The 18,514-nt window shown below is 68.8% G+C and carries 14 protein-coding genes and 1 pseudogene; 13 read left to right on the top strand and 2 right to left on the bottom strand.

The features are described 5' to 3' along the window. Positions 1–123: 123 nt before the first annotated feature. From E1P53_RS11230 to E1P53_RS11265, 8 genes and pseudogenes are all read left to right on the top strand, one after another. Positions 124–681: a bacterial proteasome activator family protein gene (locus E1P53_RS11230; RefSeq protein ID WP_131734334.1), complete on the top strand. Its 558-nt coding sequence runs from the start codon at positions 124–126 to the stop codon at positions 679–681. A 37-nt stretch (positions 682–718) separates the two neighbouring features. After that, positions 719–1,582 (top strand): galactan export ABC transporter permease subunit Wzm/RfbD, encoded by an 864-nt coding sequence (gene wzm / locus E1P53_RS11235; RefSeq protein WP_006900975.1) that lies wholly within the window; start codon positions 719–721, stop codon positions 1,580–1,582. An 11-nt stretch (positions 1,583–1,593) separates the two neighbouring features. Next, a complete protein-coding gene (gene wzt / locus E1P53_RS11240; protein WP_131734335.1) occupies positions 1,594–2,433 on the top strand; it encodes a galactan export ABC transporter ATP-binding subunit Wzt/RfbE in 840 nt (279 codons plus the stop codon). Further along, complete coding sequence (gene glfT1 / locus E1P53_RS11245) at positions 2,430–3,374, top strand: galactofuranosyltransferase GlfT1 (protein ID WP_131734336.1); 945 nt, start codon at positions 2,430–2,432, stop codon at positions 3,372–3,374. Before wzt ends, glfT1 begins: the two co-directional genes overlap by 4 nt. A gap of 178 nt (positions 3,375–3,552) precedes the next feature. After that, positions 3,553–4,431, top strand: a complete 879-nt coding sequence (locus tag E1P53_RS11250; RefSeq protein WP_006900972.1) for a TIGR03619 family F420-dependent LLM class oxidoreductase — start codon at positions 3,553–3,555, stop codon at positions 4,429–4,431. 58 nt (positions 4,432–4,489) lie between these two features. Continuing rightward, positions 4,490–6,034, top strand: a pseudogene (locus E1P53_RS11255) (ABC transporter substrate-binding protein). Then, positions 6,034–6,999, top strand: a complete 966-nt coding sequence (locus E1P53_RS11260; protein ID WP_131734337.1) for an ABC transporter permease — start codon at positions 6,034–6,036, stop codon at positions 6,997–6,999. The pseudogene E1P53_RS11255 and the gene E1P53_RS11260 overlap by 1 nt, the downstream one beginning before the upstream one ends. Continuing rightward, a complete protein-coding gene (locus E1P53_RS11265) occupies positions 6,996–9,608 on the top strand; it encodes an ABC transporter ATP-binding protein/permease (RefSeq protein WP_131734338.1) in 2,613 nt (870 codons plus the stop codon). The genes E1P53_RS11260 and E1P53_RS11265 overlap by 4 nt, the downstream gene beginning before the upstream one ends. Here the strand turns inward: E1P53_RS11265 and E1P53_RS11270 are convergent. Together E1P53_RS11270 and E1P53_RS11275 are read right to left on the bottom strand one after the other, a co-directional pair. Then, positions 9,605–10,120: a GtrA family protein gene (locus E1P53_RS11270; RefSeq protein WP_006900968.1), complete on the bottom strand. Its 516-nt coding sequence runs from the start codon at positions 10,118–10,120 to the stop codon at positions 9,605–9,607. The genes E1P53_RS11265 and E1P53_RS11270 overlap by 4 nt on opposite strands. A gap of 67 nt (positions 10,121–10,187) precedes the next feature. Then, positions 10,188–11,018: an aldo/keto reductase gene (locus tag E1P53_RS11275; protein ID WP_131734339.1), complete on the bottom strand. Its 831-nt coding sequence runs from the start codon at positions 11,016–11,018 to the stop codon at positions 10,188–10,190. 204 nt (positions 11,019–11,222) lie between these two features. Here E1P53_RS11275 and E1P53_RS11280 point away from each other — a divergent pair, with 204 nt between their 5' ends. From E1P53_RS11280 to E1P53_RS11300, 5 genes are all read left to right on the top strand, one after another. Beyond that, positions 11,223–12,449 (top strand): alpha/beta hydrolase family protein, encoded by a 1,227-nt coding sequence (locus E1P53_RS11280; protein WP_411275861.1) that lies wholly within the window; start codon positions 11,223–11,225, stop codon positions 12,447–12,449. Positions 12,450–12,505: 56 nt separating this feature from the next. Then, positions 12,506–14,125 (top strand): phytoene desaturase family protein, encoded by a 1,620-nt coding sequence (locus E1P53_RS11285; RefSeq protein WP_131734341.1) that lies wholly within the window; start codon positions 12,506–12,508, stop codon positions 14,123–14,125. 89 nt (positions 14,126–14,214) lie between these two features. Beyond that, positions 14,215–15,639 carry a decaprenylphosphoryl-beta-D-ribose oxidase gene (dprE1, locus tag E1P53_RS11290; protein WP_131734342.1) on the top strand — a complete coding sequence of 475 codons (1,425 nt, stop codon included), beginning with the start codon at positions 14,215–14,217 and terminating at the stop codon, positions 15,637–15,639. 72 nt (positions 15,640–15,711) lie between these two features. Next, positions 15,712–16,473 carry a decaprenylphospho-beta-D-erythro-pentofuranosid-2-ulose 2-reductase gene (gene dprE2 / locus E1P53_RS11295; protein ID WP_006900963.1) on the top strand — a complete coding sequence of 254 codons (762 nt, stop codon included), beginning with the start codon at positions 15,712–15,714 and terminating at the stop codon, positions 16,471–16,473. Between the two features lie 46 nt (positions 16,474–16,519). Then, the gene (locus E1P53_RS11300; RefSeq protein WP_244941163.1) at positions 16,520–18,514 is read left to right on the top strand and encodes a galactan 5-O-arabinofuranosyltransferase; all 1,995 of its coding nucleotides are present in this window, start codon (positions 16,520–16,522) and stop codon (positions 18,512–18,514) included.

An 18,514-nucleotide genomic window follows, 5' to 3' on the forward strand; every position in this document is an offset into this window, starting at 1 on the left:
GCCGCATCCGGGCCCACCCCGGCCGTCCCGCGAGCCACGCACGACGCCGTCGTCGCGGCCCGAAAGCGGACGAAACCCGCGCCCCGGCCCATCGCCGACCGCCGACCGGGCACAATGAGAGTCATGGCTATCAATGGCACTCCAGGACAGGGTCCCGATCCCGGCGTGATCAGGCCCGACAACAACGTGATCATCGTCGGGTCGCGCGGAGAGCAGCCCGGCAAGGCCGAGGACCAGAACTCGTCCGACGAGTCGACGAGCGTGGCCGACATGGTCGAGCAGCCCGCGAAGGTCATGCGGATCGGCACCATGATCAAGCAGCTCCTCGAGGAGGTGCGCGCCGCTCCTCTCGACGAGGCATCGCGCAACCGGCTGCGGGAGATCCACCAGTCCTCGATCCGCGAGCTCGAGGACGGCCTGGCCCCCGAGCTGCGCGAGGAACTCGAGCGGCTCGCCCTCCCCTTCACCGACGAGGAGACGCCGTCCGACGCCGAGCTGCGCATCGCCCAGGCCCAGCTCGTGGGCTGGTTGGAAGGCCTGTTCCACGGCATCCAGACCGCGCTGTTCGCCCAGCAGATGGCCGCGCGGGCACAGCTCGAGCAGATGCGCCAGGGCGCGCTGCCGGCCGGCATGCAGGCCGCCCAGCACAACCCCGGTCACAGCACCGGCCAGTACCTCTGAGGTGGGACTCCCCGCAACGCGGGTACGCTGACTCCTCGTGTCAGCGGTAGTAGACGACGACGCGATTCCCGCGCGTCCCGAGAGCTCTGAGTCACGCACCTTCGCGCGTGCGGTCAAGGATCTCCGCGACGGTCTCGCCAGCCGCGAACTCTGGTTCCACCTCGGCTGGCAGGACATCAAGCAACGGTATCGGCGGTCGGCGCTGGGACCGTTCTGGATCACCATCGCCACCGCCGTCACCGCGACCGCGATGGGGCTGCTCTACGGCGAGCTGTTCGGCATGGACATCAAGGTGTTCCTGCCCTACGTCACCCTCGGCTTCATCTTCTGGAACTTCATCGAGAGCTCGATCCTCGACGGTTCCGAGGTGTTCTCCAAGAACGAGGGCCTGATCAAGCAGCTGCCGGCACCGGTGAGCGTGCACGTCTACCGGGTGGTGTGGCGAGCGCTGATCATCTTCGCCCACAACGTGGCAATCATCGTGATCGTCTTCCTGATCTTCCCGCCGCCGATCGGCTGGAGCGCGTTCCTGGTGGTCCCGGCCCTGGTGCTCTACATGCTCAACTCGATCTGGGTGACGATCGTGTTCGGCATCCTGTCGACCCGGTTCCGCGACATCGGCCAGCTGCTGACCACCGCGGTGCGCCTGGTGTTCTTCATGACGCCGATCATCTGGACCACCACCAGCCTGTCCAACGCCACCGGTGAGACCTCGTCGCGGCTGAAGCTCGTCGAACTCAACCCGATGTTCCACTACCTGGAGATCGCCCGCGGCCCGCTGCTGGGCCAGCCGGTGGAGTTCTACCACTGGGCGGTCGTCCTCGGATGCACCGCGTTCGGCTGGATCCTGGGCATGCTGGTGATGCGCAACTACCGGGCCCGCGTGGCGTACTGGGTGTAGGGACTGTACTGATGGCCAAGAAGAACATCGCCCCCGATACGCGGGTCCGCGTCGATACCTGGGACGCGTGCGTCGACTTCCCGATCTTCGACGCCAAGACCCGGTCGCTGAAGAAGACGGTCATCGGCGCGGCCGGTGGCGTCATCGGCGCCAACGCGTCCAACGTCGTGGTCGTCGAGGCGCTCAAGAACATCAACATCCATCTCAAGCACGGCGACCGCGTCGGCCTCGTCGGCCACAACGGCGCCGGCAAGTCGACGCTGCTGCGCCTGCTGTCGGGCATCTACGAGCCGACCCGCGGCGCCTGCCGGGTGCAGGGCCGGGTGGCGCCGGTCTTCGATCTCGGCGTCGGCATGGACCCGGAGATCTCCGGCTACGAGAACATCATCATCCGCGGCATGTTCCTGGGCATGACCCGCAAGGAGATGCTCAAGAAGATCGATGACATCGCGGAGTTCACCGAGCTCGGCGACTACCTGCAGATGCCGCTGCGGACCTACTCCACCGGCATGCGGGTGCGCATCGCGCTCGGCGTGGTGACGTCGATCGACCCGGAGATCCTGATCCTCGACGAGGGCATCGGCGCGGTCGACGCGGAGTTCATGAAGAAGGCACGTGGACGGTTGCAGGCGCTCGTCGAGCGTTCGGGCATCCTCGTCTTCGCCAGCCACTCCAACGAGTTCCTCGCCCAGCTCTGCGACCGCGCCCTGTGGATCGACAAGGGCGAGGTCCGGATGGAGGGCGGGATCGACGAGGTCGTCGAGGCCTACGAGGGCCCCGCCGCGGCCGCGCACGTCCGCAAGATCATGGCCGAGGTCAAGGCCGACGACTCCACGAAGGCGTCCGAGTGAGCCCGGATCACCCCGACCACGGCGCGACACCGGCCCCGGCCGAGAAGGTGATCGCGGTGGTGGTCACCCATCGTCGCGTCGAGCTGCTCGCCGAGTCGCTGACGATCGTGTCCGGCCAGGACCGCCCCGTCGACCATCTCGTCGTCGTGGACAACGCCGACGAGCCGGAGGTCGCCGAACTGGTTGCCGCGCAGCCGGTTCCCACCACCTACATCGGGTCCAAGCGCAACCTCGGCGGTGCCGGCGGCTTCGCCCTCGGCATGCTGCAGGCGCTGGCGCTCGGCGCCGACTGGGTCTGGTGCGCCGACGACGACGGCCGCCCCGACGGCCCGACCGTCCTGTCCACCCTCCTCGACTGCGCGAAGCGCCACGGCCTCGACGAGGTGTCGCCGGTCGTCGCCAACCTCGACGATCCGGACACCCTCGCGTTCCCGCTGCGCCGCGGGCTCGTGTGGCGTCGCAAGCGCTCGGAACTCTTCGCCGACGGCGAGGCGCAGGAGGACGACCTCCTACCCGGCATCGCGTCGTTGTTCAACGGCGCCCTGTTCTCGGCCGAGTGCCTCGAGCGGGTGGGAGTCCCCGACCTTCGCCTGTTCTTCCGCGGCGACGAGGTCGAGATCCACCGCCGCCTGGCGCGGTCCGGCGCGCGGTTCGGGACCTGCCTGCGGGCCGGTTACCTGCACCCCGACGGGTCGGCGGAGTTCCGGCCCATCCTCGGCGGGCGGATGCACACCCAATACCCGGACAACGAGGTCAAGCGCTACTTCACCTACCGCAACCGCGGGTACCTGATGAGCCAGCCCGGGATGCGCAAGCTGCTGCCCCAGGAGTACGCCCGCTTCGGCTGGTTCTTCCTTGTGCAGCAACGTGATCCGAAGGGCTTCGCCGAGTGGATCCGGCTGCGCGGCCTGGGGCGCCGGGAGAGGTTCGAGCGGCCGTAGGGCGAACGCTTCCCTGTTCCCCGAACACGCCGAGTCGCGGCATCTGGTCGCGGGTTCCAGCACCGGCGGCCGCATCTTCGCTCCCCCTCCGACCTGGGCGGACGGCAAATCCCCTCCCGCCAAACTAGAACGTGTTCTACTCTGGGTGGAGTCCGTCCGCGCCGTCACGAGGAGCACAATGCGGTTCACCTTCGCCGAGGCCATGACCGACCCGTCGTACTACGCGCCGCTCGCGCAGGCCGCGGAGAAGGCCGGGTTCGCGGGGTTCACGATCCCGGATTCGATCGCCTACCCCGAGGAATCGGACGCGAAGTACCCCTACACCCCCGACGGGAACCGCGAGTTCCTCGACGGCAAGGCGTTCATCGAGACGTTCATCCAGGCCGCGGCGCTCGGCGCGGTCACCTCGACGATCCGGTTCACCCCGTTCGTCCTGAAGCTGCCGGTCCGGCCGCCGGTGCTGGTGGCCAAGCAGGCGAGCTCGGTCGCCTACCTGACCGACAACCGCCTCGCCCTCGGCGTGGGCACGAGCCCGTGGCCGGAGGACTACGACTTCATGGGCGTGGACTTCCGGCGTCGCGGCAAGCGGATGGACGAGTGCATGGACATCATCCGCGGGCTCACCACCGGCGAGTACTTCGAGTTCCACGGCGAGTTCTACGACATCCCGAAGATCAAGATGACGCCGGCGCCCACCGAGCCGATCCCGCTGCTCGTCGGCGGCCACGCCGACGCCGCGCTCAAGCGGGCCGTCATCCGGGGCGACGGCTGGATGCACGGCGGCGGCCCGCCGGAGGAGCTCGACGCCCTGCTCAAGCGCATCGACGAGATCCGCAAGGCCGAGGGCAAGGCGAACGATCCCTTCGAGATCCACGTGATCTCGATGGACGCCTACACCGTCGACGGATGTAAGCGCCTGGAGGACAAGGGCATCACCGACGTGATCGTCGGATTCCGGTTGCCCTACATCATGGGCGAGGACACCGAGCCGCTGCAGAAGAAGATCGACCACCTGAACTGGTATGCCGAGAACGTGATCGCCAAGGTGAACGGCTGACCGTCTGACCGGGCCCCGGGGCGGTTTGGGGCGCGCCGTCCCCGGGTACGCGCGCGTCATGCCATTGAGCAGGCGCAGGTTCTTCACCCTCGCGGGTCTCACCGGAGCCTCGGTCCTCGGCGCGTCGGCGCTCGCCGCCTGCGGCGGGGCGTCGGTCTCCCCCAACACGCTACGGGTGGCCATCGCCGGCGAGCCCGACCAGCTCGATCCCCAGAAATCCAGCTCCTACTTCACCTTCGAGGTTCTCGAGAACGTCTTCGACACCATCGTCGAACCCGACGACCAACTCCGGATGCGCCCGGCACTGGCCGAGAGTTGGGAGGTCAGCCCAGACGGCCGGCGCTGGATCTTCCTCCTCCGACCCGGGATCACCTTCCACAACGGCGACCCGCTCACCGCCGCGGACGTCGAGTTCTCGTTCCGCTGAATCATCGACGAAGAACTGTCGAACGCCTGGAAGCTCGCGGCGATCGAGTTGGTCACCGCCCTCGACGAGCGGCGGGTCGAGTTCACCGTCACCGATCCGACCCCCAACCTGCTGACCAACATCGGCGGGTTCAAGGGACTCGCGATCGTCAACCGCCGCAACGTGGAATCCGGGGAGATCGCGACGAAGCCGGTGGGAACGGGGCCCTTCTCGTTCACTTCCCGCTCCCCCGGCGCCTGGATCGACCTCGCCGCCAATCCCGATCACTGGGCCGGCCCGCCGGCGATCGAGGGAATCCGGTACAGCTTCATCTCCCAGGGCACGACCGCCGCCTCCGCGCTCCGCTCGGGCGAGATCGACTGGACCGATGCCGTTCCCGCCCAACAACTGCCGGTCCTCTCCCGCGACGACGCCCTGGTCGTCGGCACCGTGGTGTCCAACGACTACTGGTACATCACGATGAACTTCGAGGCGAAGTCCTTCGACGATCCCCGCGTCCGCCAGGCCGTCTCGTATGCGGTGGACCGAGATTCGATCGCCCAGGTGGTCGGGTACGGTACCGCGAACCCCAATCAGCTGGCCATCCCGTCGACCAGCCCCTGGTACGCCCCCTACGACCGGTATTCGGTCGGCCCCGACCACGACGCCGCGCTGGACAAGGCGCGGGACCTGTTGCGGCAGGCAGGCATCCGGAGCACGGACATGCGCCTGATGGTCACCACCGAATACCCCGAGACGGTGACCGCGGCGCAGGTGGTGGCGTCCAACCTGGAGAAGATCGGCATCGCGGTGAAGATCGAGCAACTCGACTTCGGCGCCTGGCTCGACCGTCAGGCGGCCGGCGACTTCGACGCGCTGATGCTCGGCTGGCTCGGCAACATCGATCCCGACGACTTCTACTACGCGCAGCATCATTCGGCGGGGACGTCGAACGCGCAGAAGTACTCCAACCGCCGGGTCGACGAGCTGCTCGACCGCGGGCGCACCGAACTCGACGTCGAGAAGCGCAAGCGGATCTATGCGGAGGCGGCCGGTCAGATCGCCGACGACGTGAGCTACCTGTACCTGTACAACCCGTCGGCGACGCAGGCGTACTCACGTGCGGTCCGCGACTACACCGTCCGCTCCGACAAGGCGGTCCGCTTCCGCTCGGTCCGCCTGGAGAGGAACACCTGATGACGGTCCTGCGCTCACCGCTGGTGCGGTTCATCGTGATCCGCCTCGCCTACACCGTCGCGGTGCTCCTCGGAGTGATGGTCGCGGTGTTCTTCCTGATCCAGATCGTTCCCGGAGACCCGGTGCGCATCGCCCTCGGCACCCGCTACACGCCCGAGTCGTACGGCGCGCTGCGCAGCGCGTCCGGTCTGGACCAGCCGCTCATGTCGCAACTGGCGTCGTATGTGGGCAACGCGTTCACCGGGGACCTCGGGGTCAGTTTCCGCAACAGCGAACCCGTCACGACCATGTTGTTCGACCGCCTGCCCGCGACCATCACGCTGGCTCTCGCGGCGATCGTGGTGGCACTCGTGATCGCCGTTCCCCTCGGCTTCACGGCGGCACTGCGCGAAGGCCGTTGGGCCGACAACGTCATCCGCGTCATCAGCCAGTTCGGCATCTCGGTTCCCGACTTCTGGATGGGCATCCTGTTGATCGGGTTGTTCTCCACCGCACTCGGCTGGCTGCCGTCGGCGGGCTTCGAGTCGTTCGCCGAGAGTCCGGTCGGATGGTTGCAGCATCTCGTCCTGCCCGCGATCACCGTGGGTCTGGTCACCGGCGCCATCATGACCCGCTACGTGCGCTCCTCGGTCCTCGAGGTGGTCAACGCGCCCTACATCACGACCGCGGAGTCCAAGGGGCTCAACCGGAAACGGATCATGCTCGACCACGTCGGCCGCAACGCCCTGGTGCCGGTCCTGACCATCTCCGGCATCCAGTTCGCCGCCCTGCTCGGCGGCGTGATCGTCGTCGAGGTCGTGTTCGCCTGGCCCGGCCTCGGACTGCTGGTGTACGACTCGGTCGCCGCACGCGACTATCCGGTGCTGCAGGGCGCGATCCTGCTGATCGCGGTGATCTTCCTGCTCGTCAACCTGGTGGTCGACATCCTCTACGCCGCCATCGATCCGAGGATCCGCCTGTCATGACCAAGCCCGAAGCCATCAGCGGTGACGAGTCGGCCGCTGGCGCTCCCGCCGGTGCCGAACCCACGTCGACGGACTCCGCATGGAGGTTGTTCCTGCGCAACCGCGCCTCGGTCGTCGGGCTCGTCGTCATCGGGGTGGTCGTGGTGTGCGCGGTCTTCGGACCGCTCATCGCGCCCTACGGCGCCAACGAGATCGACGTGCCGAATGCACTCGCGGCGCCGAGCTGGTCGCACCTGTTCGGCACCGACGACCTGGGACGCGACGTCTTCTCCCGGGTGGTGCTCGCGGCCTCGGTGAGCCTGCTGGTGGCGGTCATCGCGGTGGCGATCTCGCTGACCGTCGGCGTGATCCTCGGCATGGTCGCGGGTTACGCCGGCGGCGTCCTCGACACCGCGCTCATGCGCATCGTCGACGTGGTCTTCTCGTTTCCGGTGCTCCTCCTGGCGCTGGCCATCGTGGCGATCCTCGGACCCGGCGTCACGTCGGCGATGATCGCCATCGGCGTCGTCTACATCCCGATCTTCGCCCGCGTGGCCCGTGCGGACACCCTGCGCGTGCGCCAGACGCAGTATGTGCAGGCGGCTCGCGCAACCGGGGTCGGGACCTCGCGGATCCTGGCCCGCCATGTGCTGCCGAACATCTCGGGGCCGGTGATCGTGCAGACCTCGATCTCGCTGGCCTTCGCCATCCTCTCCGAGGCGGCCCTGTCGTTCCTCGGCCTCGGCGTGCAACCGCCCGATCCGTCCTGGGGCCGGATGCTCTTCGACGCACAGGGGTTCATCACCGACGCGTGGTGGATGGGGGTGTTCCCCGGGCTGGCGATCCTGCTGACCGTGTTCGCGTTCAACCTCGTCGGCGACGGTGTGCGCGATGTCCTCGATCCCCGACAGCGCACGCTCCTGCGCAATCGCGGCCACGAGCGGAGACCGACGGTCGCCACCACCGCTGCCGCCCGCACCGATCCGGTTCCCGACGATGCCGTCCTGAGCGTCGAGAACCTCGTCGTCGGTGTGGGATCGCGAGAGATCGTCCACGGCATCGACTTCCATGTCGCCCGCGGCGAAACCCTCGGGATCGTCGGCGAGAGCGGATCGGGCAAGTCGCTGAGCGTTCTCTCGGCCACCGGGTTGTTCGACGCCCCGAGCGCCTACGTGACCGGGTCGTCGGTCCTCACCGGCACCGAGATCGTCGGCGCGCCGGCGTCACGGCTGCGCGCACTGCACGGCACCCGCGTGGGTTTCGTCTTCCAGGACCCGTCGTCGAGCCTGAATCCGCTGCTGACCGTCGAGCAGCAGCTCACCGAGGGGCCGCGGCGCCACCTCGGGCTCTCCCGTCAGCAGGCACGCGAACGCGCACTGCAACTGTTGCGCGACGTGCACCTGCCCGATCCCGAGAGCCGCTTGCGCGCCTACCCGCATCAGCTCTCCGGCGGCCAGCGCCAGCGGGTGATGATCGCGATCGCACTGGCCTGCGACCCCGACCTCCTCGTGGCCGACGAGGCCACCACCGCACTCGACGTCACCACCCAGGCCCAGATCGTGGACCTGGTGGCCGAACTGCAACGCGAACGAGGTATGGCGGTGCTGTGGATCAGCCACGATCTCGGCGTGATCGGCCGCATCGCCGACCGCGTCATGGTGATGCGCGACGGGCGCGTCGTCGAGAGCCGCGGCGTCGCAGAGCTCTTCGACGACCCGCACGACGACTACACGAAGAAGCTCCTCGACGCCCGGCCGCTGCTCAGCAAGGTCGAGCAGCGGGGACACGGGGCATCGACGGACAAGGCCCGCGACATCGCACTCCGCGTGGACGGCCTCGGCGTGGACCACATGGTGCGCGGCCCGGCCGGCCGTGTCCACGTCCATGCCGCCGACGGCGTCGACCTACAGGTCGCCCGCGGACGCACCCTCGGCATCGTCGGCGAATCGGGCTCGGGCAAGTCCACGGTCGCCGGCGTCATCACCGGGCTCATCGGCTCCGGACAGGGCACCACCGTCACCGGCAGCATCCGCGTGTCGGTCGACGGCCGCGAGATCGAGGCCATCGGCGCCCGGGGCGCCGACGAGGCCCTGTTGCGCCGACGCGTCGCGATGGTCTTCCAGGACCCGGCCGCGTCGCTCGACCCGCGGATGACCGTCGCCGCCTCGATCGGCGAGCCGCTGCGCACCCACCGACTGGCCCGCCGAGGCGGCGAGATCCGGGATCGCGCCGGGAGGCTGCTGTCCGACGTCAGCCTCGACGCGTCGTTCCTCGACCGCTACCCGCACGAGATGTCCGGCGGGCAGCGTCAGCGCGTCTGCATCGCACGGGCGCTCGCCTCCGAACCGGAGATCCTCATCCTCGACGAGTCGACCGCGTCCCTCGACGTCTCGGTCCAGGCCGGGGTGCTCGACCTCCTCGCCGGACTACAGCGCGAGAAGGGACTGACCTACCTGTTCATCGCGCACGACCTCGCGGTGGTCGAGCAGATCAGCGACACGGTCGCGGTGATGCAGCACGGTAGGGTGGTCGAGACCGGCCCGGCGTCGAGGATCCTGCACGAGCCCGAGACCGAGTACACGAGAACCCTGTTGGCGGCGATCCCGCCCGCGGTGCCGGCGCGGGCCTAGCGGATCCGGAAGATGACCACCCGCTGGACCACGAAGTTGATGACGGTCGCGGTCCCCTGGGCGATGACGAACGCGATCGCCGAGTAGAGCGCGGTCTGCGGCCACAGCGACGACAGCCAGCTGTAGAGGCCGACGTTCACCGCGAACGTGACGAGGTAGAGGATCACCACCGCGATGAACCGGGCGGCGCTCGGTTCGGCGCGGAACGTCCAGCGCCGGTTGATCAGGTAGGCGACCGTCGTGCCGAGGATGAAGCCGAACGCCTTGGCGACCCAGTCCGGGGTCCCGACCACGTACTGCAGGAACAGCGTCAGCCCGAAGTCGAGGACGGCCGATCCCGCACCGGTGACGACGAACCGGATCAGCTGCGTCTTGAGGTCGACGTCGGTCGACGCCTCTTCGTCGTCGAAGGGCAGCTCGATCGGCATGGGGGCATGCCGGGTCTTGAAGTCCTCGTGGTGATGAGGAAGTTCACCTGCGGGATCCTGGCTGCCGGAGTCGGGTCGAGACACGCTGACACCCTAGCGGAGTATCGGTGACGGCCATCCGCGAGCGCAGGGGCGCCCCGTCCCGCGGAGGTCAGAACTCCTCGTGGACGTCGGAGTCCTTCGCCGCGCCTTCACCCTGGTCGAGGGTCGCCAGGTCGGCCAGGTCGGTGGCGTCGAGCTCGAAGTCGAACAGGTCGGCGTTCTCCTGCTGCCGCCCGGCATGCGAGGACTTGGGCACGACGCCGATACCGTGTTGGACCGCCCACCGCAGCGCGATCTGGGTCGGCGACTTGCCGTACTTTCGGGCGATCCGCAGGATCACCGGATCGGCGAGGAGCCCCTGCTTGCGCCCGGTCGGATGCCAGGCCTGCGCGTGGATGCCGCGCGCGGCCATGAATTCGCGCAGCTCGGTGCGCGGCAGCGCCGGCGAGCACTGGATCTGGTTGATCGCGGGCCAGCAACCGGTTTCGTCGTAGAGCATCTGCAGGTGGTGCTGCTTGAAGTTCGAGACGCCCGGCGTGCGGACGTACCCCTCGTCGGCGAGCGTGAGCAGCGCCTTCCACGAGTCGACGGTGCGTCCCAGACTCGGACACGGCCAGTGGATGAGGTAGACGTCGATGTACCCGACGCCGAGGCGCCGGGCGCTCTCCTTGGCGGCGTTGATGGCCTCGTCGAAGCCCTGGTCGCCGCCGCTGAGCTTGGTCTGGATGATCACCTCGTCGCGGCGGGTAGCCGACTTCACCACGCCCATCCCGACGCTGAGCTCGTTGCAGTAGCGCGGGGCGGTGTCGATGAGCCGGTATCCCGCCTCGATCGCAGAGCTCACGGCGCCGATGCAGGGACGTCCCATCATGTTGTAGGTGCCGAGGCCGACGAGAGGGATCGATCGACCGTTGCCGAGTGCGACCGTTGGGATGTCCACACCGCAAGGATATGTCCGCAAGGCCCTCGTCGGCGCCCCGACGAGACCAACCGGAAACCACCGGACATTACGGCGCTCTCGCGGCGTCGGACGACATTTCTGCACGACGGCACGGAAACTGCCGGAGGATTGGCACGAATCGGCACCCGCTGTGGCAGTCGGGAGCGGTTTCGCCCTTTAGGGTTCGAAGACATGTCAGTCCTCATGTCCCGTTCCCCCGTGTCGCGATCGACACGCGCGCTCATCTCCGTCCTCACCGGGCTCGGCATGGTCCTGCTCGCGCTCGGCACCGCAGGTCCCGCCCGCGCAGACGACGCGGTGTCGGTGGGTGTCCCGAACTGGTCGGGGCTGAACGTCACCAACTACTCCGGCCCCATCCCCGCGAAGGCCGGCACGCTCGTCGCGCAGGTCCCGCTCGCCAAGCCGCTGTGGCTCCCGGCCGCAGGCGAGGCCTACCGCATCCAGTACTCGTCGCTGAACCAGCACGGCAAGATGGCGACGAGCACCGGCGCGGTGTTCCTGCCGAAGGGCAAGGCCCCGGCCGGCGGCTGGCCGGTCATCTCCTGGGCGCACGGCACCGTCGGCATGAACGACGACTGCACGCCGTCGGCCTTCCCGCGCAGCGAGCGCGACCAGGTGTACCTCGGCCACTGGCTCGACCAGGGCTATGCCGTCGTCGCCGCCGACTACGTCGGTCTCGGCACCCCCGGCCTGATGGCCTACCTCAACGGCAAGACCGCCGCGCACGCCATCGTCGACATCGTCGTCGCGTCGCATCAGATGAATCTGCCGCTGGCCAAGCGCTGGGCGATCATCGGACAGTCGCAGGGTGCGGCCGCCGCCCTCAACGGCGCCCGCTACGCCACCGAGTTCAGCCGCGGATCGGGCCTGGACTACCGCGGCGTCGTGGCCACCGGCATCCCCGCGAACCTGGAGTACCTGTACCAGAACCTGGGCCCGGCGATCCCGCCGTTCACCCTGCCCGGCAGCCTGAACGCCTACACCGCCTACATCCTGGCCGGGTTCAACGACACCCGTCCCGACCTGAACATCACCAAGGTGATGAACCAGAAGGGCCTGCAGCGTCTGCAGCAGGGTCGCACCACCTGCTACCCGATCCTGAAGAAGGCCCTCGCCGGTGACGACGTCCGCACCTGGTTCAAGGCCCCGCTGATGTCGATCCCGGGTCTGAGCCCGGCGCTGCACGAGTACATGGCCACGCCGTACAAGGGCTACGACCGCCCGATCTTCCTCGGCCAGGGCCTGCGTGACGTCGACGTCCCGGCGCCGTCCGCGCTCTCGCTGTACGCGCAGATGAAGGCGAACAACCAGCCGGTCACGCTGTTCGTCTACCCCGAGGACGATCACTCCAGCGCGGTGCTGGCGTCGATGAAGGACTCGACGCCGTTCGTGGCGCGCATCCTGCGCTGACGCGAGTTTTCCCTCCACGCCTCTGCGGTGCCCGTCGATCTGAGAACCTTGGATCGATGGGCACCGCAGTTGCTTTCTACAACGACATCGTGATCGGTGCGGGACACAACGGTCTGACCGCCGCCGCCTATCTCGCGCGTGCCGGACGCCGCGTCGTCGTCCTGGAGAAGGCCGACCACATCGGCGGCGCCACCATCTCCGCGATGCCCTTCGCCGGGCTCGACGCCAAGCTGTCGCGCTACTCCTACCTCGTCTCGCTGATGCCGCGGCAGATCATCGCCGACCTCGACCTCGACATCTCGCTCGTGCGCCGCCGCTACTCCTCGTACACGCCGCTGCCGTCCGATCCCGCCCGCGGCATCCTCATCGACAACGCCGACGCCGGCGCGACCGCCGCGTCGTTCCGGCGGGCGCTGCACGGCGACCGCGTGGGCTCGGACGCCGCGGGGTTCACCCCGGCCGCCTTCGTGGCGTGGCAGTCGTTCTACCGCCACGTCGGCAGCATCGCCCGGCGCGTCTTCCCGACGATGATCGAGCCGCTGCGCGCGGCGGCCGACATGCACGAACTCGCGATCGGCACCGACACCTCGGACGCCGAACTGTGGGAGTCGCTGACGACCCTCCCCCTCGGCACACTGCTCGGCCAGTACTTCGACGACGACGTCGTGCGGGGCATCGTCGCCACCGACGGGCTGATCGGAACCTTCGCCGACCTCGACGACACGTCGCTGCGACAGAACATCTGCTTCCTCTACCACGTGATCGGCGGCGGAACCGGGGACTGGGACGTCCCGGTCGGCGGCATGGGCGCGGTGTCCGGGTCGCTGTACCAGGCGGCCGCGATGGCCGGCGCCGAGGTCTGCACCGCCGCGGCGGTGACGGGCATCGACCCGGCCGACGGCACGGTCGAGGTCACCGACCCCGTCCACGGCGCGCGGACCCTGCGCGGATCGGTCATCCACGCGGCCTGCGCCCCACAGGCGCTCAACCGGCTGCTCGACGACCCGATCCCGTGCGACCCGGACCCGAAGGGCGCCCAGCTCAAGATCAACCTGCTCCTCGACCGGCTACCCGGACTGCGCGACACCACGGTGTCGCCGGTCGCCGCGTTCTCCGGGACCTTTCACGTCAACGAGTCCGCCGCGCAGCTGCACGAGGCGTGGAAGCAGGCCGCACGCGGCGAGGTCCCCGAGGTGCCGCCGTGCGAGATCTACTGCCACACGCTGTCCGACCCGTCGATCCTCGGCCCCGAACTCGCCGGCAGACACACCCTCACGCTGTTCGGGCTGCACATGCCGCCGGAGGTGTTCGACGAGCCGGGCGCCGTCGAACACGCCGTGGGCGCCACCTTCGCCTCGCTGAACTCGGTGCTGGCCGAGCCCATCCAGAACGTGATCGCCCACGACCTCGACGGCCGGCCGTGCATCGAGGTGAAGACCCCGCAGGACCTCGAGGAGAGCGTGGGCCTGCCGGGCGGCAACATCTTCCACCAGCCGCTGCGGTGGCCGTGGGCGGAGTCCGCGTCGGAGGTCGGCACCTGGGGAGTGGAGACCCCGCATCCCCGGCTGTTGCTCTGCGGCGCCGGCGCCCGGCGCGGCGGCGGGGTGAGCGGGATCCCGGGCCGCAACGCGGCCGCGAAGGTCCTGGGGCCCGATGCACTGCGGCCCCGCGACTAGCCCGACACCACAGGCGAGCCCGGTGTGCGACAACCCTCGCACCTCGTCTCTCACCGGTGGTCACCAGCGGCCGAGTAGTCTCTTCACCGATGTCTACTGAAGAGTTGCTGCCGATCACCACCCGCAAGCTGGTGGGCTGGTCTCGCACCACCCCGATCGAGGGCCACGTCCTGTCCACGCCGTACCCCGAGGTCATCGCCGAGGCGGTCGCGCGGGTCGCCGACCACAACGCGGACAAGCCGGACTACCTCAAGCGCGGCGTCATCGCCCGCGGCCTGGGCCGCTCGTACAACGAGTCGGCCCAGAACAGCGGCGGCCTGACCATCGACATGACGCCGCTGACCAGGATCTATGCGATCGACGAGGAGACGGCCACGGTCGATCTCGACGCCGGCGTCTCCCTGGACACCCTGATGCAGGCGGCGCTCCCCCACGGCCTGTGGGTCCCCGTCCTCCCGGGCACCCGCCAGGTCACCGTGGGCGGCGCGATCGCGCACGACATCCACGGCAAGAACCACCACAGCCAGGGCAGTTTCGGCAACCACGTCGTCGAGATGCAGCTGCTGGTGGCCGACGGCCGCATCCTCACCCTCACCCCCGACGGCACGGGCGACGACCCGACCGCCGAGATCTTCTGGACGACCGTCGGCGGCATCGGCCTGACCGGCATCATCCTGCGCGCGAAGATCCAGATGAAGCGCACCGAGAGTGCCTACTTCATCGCCGACACCGCGCAGACCGCGTCTCTGCAGGAGACCCTGGACCTGCACCTGCAGGACGGGTTCGAGGACGGCTACGAGTACGCGTCCGGCTGGTTCGACACCATCAGCGCGCCGCCGAAGCTCGGCCGCGGCACCTTCTCGCGCGGAAACCTGGCCCGCCTCGACGAGCTGCCGGAGAAGTACCGCAAGGATCCGTTGTCGTTCAACAACAAGCCGCTGCTGCGGTTCCCGGACATCTTCCCGCGCGGGCTGGCCAACAAGCTCAGCTTCGCCGCGGTCGGCGAGGCGTACTACCGGATGGGCCCGCCCAGCCAGGGCAAGGTCAAGAATCTCGCGCAGTTCTACCACATGCTCGACGTGTTCGGTGACTGGAACAACGCCTACGGCCGTGGCGGCGGTTTCTGCCAGTACCAGTTCATCGTGCCCACCGGCAACGAGGCCGAGTTCACCAACCTCATCGAGCACATCCAGGCGTCGGGCCACGTCAGCTTCCTCAACGTGATCAAGCTGTTCGGCGACGGCAACCGGGCGCCGCTGAGCTTCCCGTTCAAGGGCTGGAACGTCTGCCTGGACTTCCCGGTCAAGAAGGGGCTCGCCGAGTTCCTCAACGATCTGGACCGTCGCGTGATGGCGATGGGCGGACGCCTCTACACCGCGAAGGACTCGCGGACGTCGGCGGAGAACTTCCACGCGATGTACCCGCGGATCGACGAGTGGATCGCGGTGCGCCGCCGCATCGACCCGCACCGCGTGTTCATGTCCGACATGGGCCGTCGCCTCGAACTCGCCTGACCCACAACCGCTTCGAGACCTCCACCAGACCCACTGCCCCCTCGCCGGGGAGACAGAAAGCGAGAGCACACGATGATCAACGCCGTCGGCGTCCCCCAGTCCATCCTGGTCCTGGGCGGGAGCTCGGAGATCGGGCTCGCCATCACCGCCGAGTACCTGAGCAAGGGCCCGGCACGGGTCATCCTGGCCGCCCTGCCCGGCGACCCGACCGTCGAGGCCGCCGTGGAGAAGGCGAAGAAGGCCGGCGCGACCGACGTCAAGGTCATCGACTTCGACGCCCGCGCCACCGACACCCACCGCGAGGTCATCGACAAGGCGTTCGCCGACGGCGACGTCGACGTGGCGATCGTGGCGTTCGGCATCCAGGGCGACGACGAGCAGGCCTGGCAGGACCACAAGCTGGCCGTGGCCGAGGCCGAGATCAACTACACCGCCGCGGTGTCGGTCGGCGTCCTGCTCGGCGAGAAGCTGCGCGCCCAGGGCCACGGCCAGATCATCGCGATGAGCTCGGTGGCCGGCGAGCGCGTGCGCCGCAGCAACTTCGTCTACGGCTCCACCAAGGCCGGCCTCGACGGCTTCTACCTCGGACTCGGAGAGGCGCTGCGCCCCTTCGGCGTCCGCGTGCTGGTCGTCCGCCCGGGCCAGGTCCGCACCCGGCTGTCGGCCCATGTCGCCGAGGCCCCGCTGACCGTCGAGAAGGAAGACGTCGCCCGCCTGGTGGTGGCCGCGGCGATCAAGGGCAAGGAGATCGTCTGGGTGCCGGGCACCTTCCGCTACATCATGATGATCCTGCGCCACATCCCGCGACCGGTCTTCCGCAAGCTGCCGATCTGATCGCGGTTGCCCTTCAGCACTGCCCGCGCCGACTGATTGCGACGCAATGACGACACCTGTGAAGGCCGAACCCACTCCGCCCGTTCCGCCGACCGAGGGAACCGATTCCGCCGCAAGGCGATACGTCGGGGCCGCACTGGCCCTGTCGACCGCGCTGGTGGTCGGCGGACTCGTCTCCTTGGTGGGGCTGACGGCGATCGACTCCGTCAACTGGCCGGCGTTCAACTCGTCCAACGTCACCCGGTCGCTGACGACCGCCGGCCAGGTCCTCGCGATCGCGTTGCTGGTGGTCGTCGCGCTGCTGTACCGGTACGGCAAAGGGCGCCTGCTCGTTCCGTTCCTGTCTGCGGCCGCGATGAGCGCCTTCGTCACGGTGACCATCGGGATGCCGTTGGGCGCAACGCGTCTCTACCTTTTCGGCCTCTCGGTCGACCAGGAGTTCCGCACCGAATACCTGACGCGGATGACCTCGAGCCCGCGGCTCGCGGACATGACCTACGTCGATCTCCCGCCGTACTACCCGGCCGGATGGTTCTGGTGGGGAGGACGTTTCGCGAACCTGCTGGGCCAGCCGGGCTGGGAGGCGTACAAGCCGTGGGCGATCGTGTCGATGTCGATCGCGGCCGCGGTGTGCGTCATCCTGTTCAACCGCATGTTCGGCGCGGATCGCGGTGTGGCCCTGGCCCTCGCGGTCACCACGATGTCGCTGCTGTACGCGTCGCCGGAGCCCTACGCCGCGATCCTCGTCATGGTCGGCGTCCCGATGCTCATCACCCTGGCCTACGCGCTGCGCGGCAAGAGCCGCGCCGGCCAGGGACCGACCGGTCCGCTCGGCCGGGCGACGAGCTGGCCCGCGGTCGTGGCCTCCGGGGTGTTCTTCGGCATCTCGGCGGCGACGTACACGCTCTACACCGGACTCTTCGCGCTCACCGCCGTCCTCCTGACCCTGTGGCTGCTGGTCCAGGGGTGGCTCGCCGCCGCCAACAAGGCCCTGCCGGATGCCCAGGTGCGGGCCCGGCGCCGGCAGATCGTGGTCGCGGTGGTCGGGCGCCTGGTCGCGGTGGGCGTCATCTCCGGCCTCATCGCCCCGCTCGTGTGGGCGCCGTACCTGCTGAAGCGGCTGTCGAGCGCACCGGCGAGCGGCGGCACCGCCGAGCACTATCTGCCCGAACGCGGCGCCTACCTGCCGCTGCCGATGTTCCACGTGAACCTGATCGGGGCCATCACGCTCATCGGCCTCGTCTGGATTCTCCTGCGCTTCCGCACCCGCACCGCCGCGCTGGCCCTGGGCACCACGGTGCTCGCGGTGTACCTGTTCTGCCTGCTGTCGATGCTCATGACCGCGCTCGGCACCACGCTGCTCTCATTCCGCCTCGAGCCGATCCTGGTGTCGGTGCTCGCCGCCGCGGGCGCACTCGGCGTCGTCGACCTGGGCCGGTGGGCCGTCGACCGCTTCGGCGATGTCCGCACCGTCGTCTGCGCGGTGGCCGTGCTGGCGTCGATCGCGGTGGCACAGAGCATCCCCGGCCACCTCGGCACGGAGATCACCACCGCCTACACCGACACCGACGGCTACGGGAAGCGGGCCGACGAGCGGCCCGCCGGCGCCGAGTCGTACTTCGGGGAGATCGACCGGCTGATCCGCGAGCAGACCGGCAGGCCCCCGACCGACAACGTCGTGCTCACCGCCGACTACGGTTTCCTCTCGATCTACCCGTACTGGGGATTCCAGGGTTTGACCTCGCACTACGCCAACCCTCTCGCCGAGTTCGACAAGCGGGCGGCGACGATCGAGAAGTGGGCGGAGTCCGAGGACACCGAGCGGCTGATCGCCGAACTCGACTCCTCACCGTGGCGCCCGCCGAACGTCTTCCTGTTCCGGTACAGCTCGGACGGCTACTCGCTGCGGCTGGCCGAGGACGTCTACCCGAACGACCCGAACGTGAAGCGGTACAACGTCACCTTCGACCCCAGCGTCTTCGACGACCCGCGCTTCGAGGTCACCGAGATCGGCCCGTTCGTCCTCGTCGTCCGGAAGTGA

The organism is Gordonia paraffinivorans (genome assembly GCF_900683595.1).
In the GTDB taxonomy this organism is placed as follows: Bacteria; Actinomycetota; Actinomycetes; order Mycobacteriales; family Mycobacteriaceae; genus Gordonia; species Gordonia paraffinivorans.

Bases quoted from the DNA above. Each gene is read 5' to 3' on its own strand.
- E1P53_RS11230 (WP_131734334.1), top strand. From the start codon at position 124: ATGGCTATCAATGGCACTCCAGGACAGGGTCCCGATCCCGGCGTGATC.
- wzt (WP_131734335.1), top strand. From the start codon at position 1,594: ATGGCCAAGAAGAACATCGCCCCCGATACGCGGGTCCGCGTCGATACC.
- E1P53_RS11250 (WP_006900972.1), top strand. From the start codon at position 3,553: ATGCGGTTCACCTTCGCCGAGGCCATGACCGACCCGTCGTACTACGCG.
- E1P53_RS11260 (WP_131734337.1), top strand. From the start codon at position 6,034: ATGACGGTCCTGCGCTCACCGCTGGTGCGGTTCATCGTGATCCGCCTC.
- E1P53_RS11265 (WP_131734338.1), top strand. From the start codon at position 6,996: ATGACCAAGCCCGAAGCCATCAGCGGTGACGAGTCGGCCGCTGGCGCT.
- E1P53_RS11280 (WP_411275861.1), top strand. From the start codon at position 11,223: ATGTCCCGTTCCCCCGTGTCGCGATCGACACGCGCGCTCATCTCCGTC.
- E1P53_RS11285 (WP_131734341.1), top strand. From the start codon at position 12,506: ATGGGCACCGCAGTTGCTTTCTACAACGACATCGTGATCGGTGCGGGA.
- dprE1 (WP_131734342.1), top strand. From the start codon at position 14,215: ATGTCTACTGAAGAGTTGCTGCCGATCACCACCCGCAAGCTGGTGGGC.
- dprE2 (WP_006900963.1), top strand. From the start codon at position 15,712: ATGATCAACGCCGTCGGCGTCCCCCAGTCCATCCTGGTCCTGGGCGGG.
- E1P53_RS11300 (WP_244941163.1), top strand. From the start codon at position 16,520: ATGACGACACCTGTGAAGGCCGAACCCACTCCGCCCGTTCCGCCGACC.